Origin of the sequence: Nocardioides sp. GCM10030259 (assembly GCF_042666375.1) — a bacterium.
Taxonomy (GTDB): domain Bacteria; phylum Actinomycetota; class Actinomycetes; order Propionibacteriales; family Nocardioidaceae; genus Nocardioides.
Genome location: NZ_JBHTDF010000025.1, coordinates 625,785 through 630,589, shown reverse-complemented (window position 1 = coordinate 630,589; position 4,805 = coordinate 625,785). Strand labels below are relative to the sequence as shown.

At 71.6% G+C, this 4,805-nt stretch carries 5 protein-coding genes; 3 read left to right on the top strand and 2 right to left on the bottom strand.

The window, feature by feature from the left end:
• Together ACFQQI_RS22465 and ACFQQI_RS22460 are read left to right on the top strand one after the other, a co-directional pair.
• Positions 1-407: CoA transferase subunit A (locus ACFQQI_RS22465; RefSeq protein WP_378568772.1), on the top strand; the 407-nt coding region annotated here is incomplete at its 5' end.
• Positions 404-1,030, top strand: a complete 627-nt coding sequence (locus tag ACFQQI_RS22460; protein WP_378568770.1) for a 3-oxoacid CoA-transferase subunit B — start codon at positions 404-406, stop codon at positions 1,028-1,030. The genes ACFQQI_RS22465 and ACFQQI_RS22460, both read left to right, overlap by 4 nt.
• 129 nt (positions 1,031-1,159) lie before the next feature.
• On the opposite strand, the gene ACFQQI_RS22455 is transcribed toward ACFQQI_RS22460, so the two are convergent.
• Together ACFQQI_RS22455 and ACFQQI_RS22450 are read right to left on the bottom strand one after the other, a co-directional pair.
• Entirely contained in the window at positions 1,160-2,203 is a 1,044-nt protein-coding gene (locus ACFQQI_RS22455) for a diaminopropionate ammonia-lyase (RefSeq protein WP_378568768.1), read from the bottom strand.
• A gap of 126 nt (positions 2,204-2,329) precedes the next feature.
• Complete coding sequence (locus tag ACFQQI_RS22450; protein WP_378568766.1) at positions 2,330-3,412, bottom strand: saccharopine dehydrogenase; 1,083 nt, start codon at positions 3,410-3,412, stop codon at positions 2,330-2,332.
• Between the two features lie 68 nt (positions 3,413-3,480).
• On the opposite strand from ACFQQI_RS22450, the gene ACFQQI_RS22445 reads away from it, so the two are divergent.
• Complete coding sequence (locus ACFQQI_RS22445) at positions 3,481-4,734, top strand: hypothetical protein (protein WP_378568764.1); 1,254 nt, start codon at positions 3,481-3,483, stop codon at positions 4,732-4,734.
• Positions 4,735-4,805: the final 71 nt, after the last annotated feature.

Sequence of the window (4,805 nt, the reverse complement as noted above, 5' to 3'; positions counted from 1 at the left end):
CCGAGGGCGGGCTGCCGTGGCGCTACGACGGCCTGGGCAATGAGGAGGGCAACGTCGTGGTGTCCTCGCCGGCGAAGCAGACCCAGGTCTTCGAAACGGCCGAGGGCGACCGGGTGGTGGAGAGGGAGTTCGTGCTCGAGCACGCGATCGTCGCCGACTTCGGGCTGGTGCGGGCCTGGAAGGGCGACCGGCACGGCAACCTCGTGTACAACGACTCCGCGCGGAACTTCAACCCGCTCGCGGCGATGTGCGGGCGGGTCACGATCGCGGAGGTCGAGGAGCTGGTCGAGCCCGGCGAGCTGGACCCCAACCAGATCCACACCCCGGGGGTGTTCGTGCAGCGCGTGGTGCCCCTGACGCCCGAGCAGGCCGCCGACAAGCGGATCGAGAAGAGGACCGTCCGATGAGCTGGAGCCGTGAGGAGATGGCCGCCCGGGCGGCCGCGGAGCTGTCCGACGGGTCGTACGTCAACCTCGGTATCGGGCTGCCGACGCTGGTGCCCAACTACGTCGCCGACGACGTGGAGCTGGTGCTGCAGTCGGAGAACGGCATCCTCGGGGTCGGCGCCTACCCGCTCGACGGGGAGGAGGACCCGGACCTGATCAACGCCGGCAAGGAGACGGTCACGCTGCGCCGGGGTGCGTCGTTCTTCGACTCGGCCACCTCGTTCGGGATGATCCGCGGCGGCAAGATCGACGCCGCGATCCTCGGCGCGATGCAGGTCTCGGCGACCGGCGACATCGCGAACTGGATGATCCCCGGCAAGATGGTCAAGGGCATGGGCGGCGCGATGGACCTGGTCCACGGCGCCAAGAAGGTCATCGTGCTCATGGAGCACGTCGCCAAGGACGGCTCCTACAAGATCGTCAACGAGTGCTCCCTGCCCTACACCGGCCGCGGCGTCGTGCAGCGGATCATCACCGACCTGTGCGTCCTCGACGTCACCCCTGACGGCCTGCAGCTGGTCGAGCTGGCCCCCGGCGTCACCGAGGACGAGGTGCGCGAGAAGACGGAGCCGGAACTCATCTGACCCGAGAGGGTCCGGACAGACCGGCGACGACGTGTCGACACTTTTCAGCTCGGGAGGCTGTCGAGGACGATCTGGTGGAGGTAGGCGATCCCTGCGGAGAGGATGTCGTCGTCGACGGTGAGCGCGAACTCATGGGTGTAGCTGACGTCCTGCGGAATTTCCTTCGGTGCTGAGGAGGACGACGACGGAGTCGTCGCGCAGGTCGAGGGCGGCTCGGCGTCCGGGGTCGCTCAGAGCGGCGCGCACGCCAGCCAGGGTGGCGGCGCCGCTGGGGCCGGAGGAGACCCCGAGCCGGCCGAGGTCGGTCACCGCGAGCCGTGCCGCTTCGTCGTCCACCGCGACGGCGGCATCGCAGCCGTCGCGCAGCACCGGCCAGGCAGTGTGGGACACGGTGCCGCAGTTGAGGCCGGCCATCACGGTGGCCGCGGTGGGAACCGACGTCGGCGCGCCGGCGGCCAGGCTGGCCAGGACGCACGCAGCGGTGTCCGGCTCGACCGAGAGCACGACGGGGTGCGGTGCGTCTGGTCGCCGGTGATGGCGGACGACGGCCTCGGCCAACGATCCGACGCCGACCGGCACCGCGACCAGGCCCGCGGGCCGTCCGAGCTGGTCGTCGATCTCCTGGAGCAGGGTCTGGTAGCCCTCGACGATCCAGCGGGGCACCTCGGTGTACCCGTCCCACGCGGTGTCCTGGACGAGCGCGCGATCCGGTGACTCCGCGGCGTACGCCGCGGCGGTGCGGACTGCGTCGTCGTACCCGACCTCCAGCCGGATCACCTCGGCCCCCTCGGCTGCGATCCGGGCGGCCTGCTCCGGCTGCATCACGTCCGGGACGAACACTGTCACCGTCACCCCGAGGTGAGCGGCCGTGCGGGCGACCGCCCGGCCGTGGTTGCCGTCGGTCGCGGTCACCAGCTCCGCTCCCGGCTGGCGTTGGAGCACCTGGTGGCAGGCCCAGGAGGCTCCCAGCACCTTGAACGCCGGAAGCCCCAGCCGCGAGGACTCGTCCTTCACCAGGACGCTGCCCACCGCGAGCTCGGCGGCCAGGCTGGGCAGCTCCACCAGCGGAGTCGGCCGGTAACCGGGGAGCGAGCGGTGAAAGTCCCGCGCCGCGGCGGACCATCCGGAGGTCGTCCAGGCGCGGGCAGGCGGGTTGCTGTACCAGGAAGTCACCGCTTCATGGTCGAACCCCTCGACTCATCAGGTCCAGCGGGAGAGAACGGCGCTGATCGTGACACCGGCGTCCGACCTCGCGCTGCCGGGAACAGGGCTCTCGCCTGACGCCCTGCGCGCCGGAGGCTAGGACCCGTCCGGGGCCTCGAGCTTCCGGATCGCCTGGTCGAAGGCGCGGCCCGCCGCCTGCCACGGCTCGGACGGGCCGCCCGCCTCGGCCAGCCCGAGCAGGTGCGGGGTCAGGTCAGCGCTGAACCCCTCGCTGGCCTCGCGTGGGAGCAACGAGGGCAGGTTGTCGATGGCGATCACGTCCATCGGCGCGGTGCCGTGCTCCGGGGAGCCGCCGTCCAGTCGTCGAACCGGTTCCTGCCACGTGGTGATCTCGGTGTTCACCGGGAGCATGTTGGTGGGGCCGGTGACGTCGCAGGTCACGTCCGCGAGCACACGCAGCCGGCGCTCGTGGTCCAGGTCCGCCCGCTCCACGAACGGCGTCGTCGGGGTGTGCGTGACCACGCAGTTCACCAGCAGGTCATGGCCGAGGAGCGCCTGCTTGTGCAGGTCCCGCGTCTCTTGCCGGTCCCACCGGGTCACGGGGATCCGGGCGGTCATGAGCGCCCCTTGGGCACCGCGACCGGATCGCCCGCGCGCCCCGGTGACGAGCGCCAGCAGTTGGTCGGCCCCGGCCTTCCCGGCCTGCTCCAGCTCCGCGTCGAGCTCGTGCTTGGCCATCGGGGCGAGCGGCGTGGCCAGGTTCCCGGCCAGGAGCAGCACGCCGAGAGCGGCGCCCACGTAGCCGGCCCAGTAGCCGAACGCGACCACCCGCTGGCCGTCCTTGTCGGTGAGGTACTCGATGTCGAGGAGCCGACCTCCGCCGCGGCGGAATCGCTCCAGGGTGCGGCGGGCGTCCGCCTGGCCCTTGAACGCGTGCGCGAAGTAGATGTGCCGGTGGTGCAGCGACGCCGGCTGGTCGGGGAGCTCCTTGATTCCCAGGACGTAGGCGTCGTGGGGTGCGTCGGTCCAGGTTCCCTCACCCACGATGGTCGCCCCGGCCGCGTCGTACTCCTCGATGGCGAAGATGCGCTGGAGCGACTCCTCGACGGTCACCTCGATTCCGGCGTCCAGCAATGTCGGGACGTCGGCGGGTACGACGGGCGTCCGCCGCTCGGTGCCGCGGGACTCGGACCGGATCCACACCTGGACGGGCTGCATGCGGTCAGGATGCCACTGCCGCCGGAGACCGCGAGTGCGCCGTACGTCTCCGGGCTAGGGTCACGAGCGTGGCCACCTCCTCGTCCGTCGGTTTCGCAGCCTGTGCCGGGGGGATCGCCGGAGCTTCGCTGGCCGCGCATCGCGGGATCAAGGCCGCGGCCGGGGGCGCCTTGGTGGGTGCGGTCGGCCTGGGAGCTTCCGAGGCCGTCTCCCGGGCTCGCCAACAGGAAGGCGAGATCCCGGCACTGTGGCAGCGGATCGCGGTGAGCGTCGCGCTGGCCGCCCCGCTGGGATGGGTCTCGGAGAAGGTGGGCGGCGCACGTCCCGGGACGGTCGGGCTCGGCACGGGCGCCGTCGTCGGTGCGATGGGGATACGACCACAGAAGGTGGCGATGGGCCCGGCCGTCGGCCTCGCCGTCGGACGGCTGCTCGCGCGGCGACAGGCTCCGGGAGCGGTGGTTGCCAGCAGCACCGTGCTCGCCTACCGCAGCCTGTCCGCACTGGTCTTCCGCGACGCCCAGGTCAGTCTGCTCGCTGAACGCGTGCGCGCCGCCGACCTGCCGTTCGTCGTACCGCGGCCCGCGCGGTCGAGGTACGTCGGCACCGACTACGTCCAGGGCCTCGCCGAGGAGCTGGGTGCCCGCTACACCGCCGACGCGCCGGACACCGGGATCGTCGCTTCGCTCGACGCTCTTGCCGGCCCGGACCTCGATCCGGGCCAGGTCGACCCGTTGGTGCGGGAGTTCTACGAGCACACCACTCGCTTCGCCCTCGACATCGTGCCGAAGTGGCGGCTGTGGGTCCGGCCCGGCTACCTGCTCTACCGCACCCTCGTCGCGCGCCCGCTCGGACAGGCCAGCATGCCCATGAACCAGCGCGAGGCCCAGCGTGGCATCCGCAGCCGAATCGACACCGTCACCGGGGTCGACGGGGTCGTGTCCGTGCGTGGCTGGGTCCGCTCGTTCGCCGACGACGACGAGCCGATCATGCTGGGTATCTACACCACCTACACCCACGGCGGCCGCGGCTACGTGAGCGTCGGGTTCCCCGTCCCCGAGGGCAGCTTCACCGCCACGTTGCGGCCGCAGCCACGACCCGGCGGAGGCCTGCGGCTGACGAGCCGGGTGGAGGACGGGCAGGCGGGGCACTACATCACCTACGTCGACACGGCGGCAGACGAGTTGACGGCCCTGGCCGTGCCCGGCTTCGAGGAGCAGCTCGACGTGTACGTCGACGACGGCGCGCTCCGCGCCGAGCACGCGTTCTGGGTCTTCGGCTTCCCGTTCCTGACCCTGCACTACCGGATCACCCGCAAACCCTGAGCGTGATACCGGACGGCCTCGGCCGAGGGTGGCCGATCCTGCCGAACGCTCGCAGGTTGATCGGGCCGTCG

Bases quoted from the DNA above. Each gene is read 5' to 3' on its own strand.
- ACFQQI_RS22460 (WP_378568770.1), top strand. From the start codon at position 404: ATGAGCTGGAGCCGTGAGGAGATGGCCGCCCGGGCGGCCGCGGAGCTG.
- ACFQQI_RS22450 (WP_378568766.1), bottom strand. From the start codon at position 3,412: ATGCAGCCCGTCCAGGTGTGGATCCGGTCCGAGTCCCGCGGCACCGAG.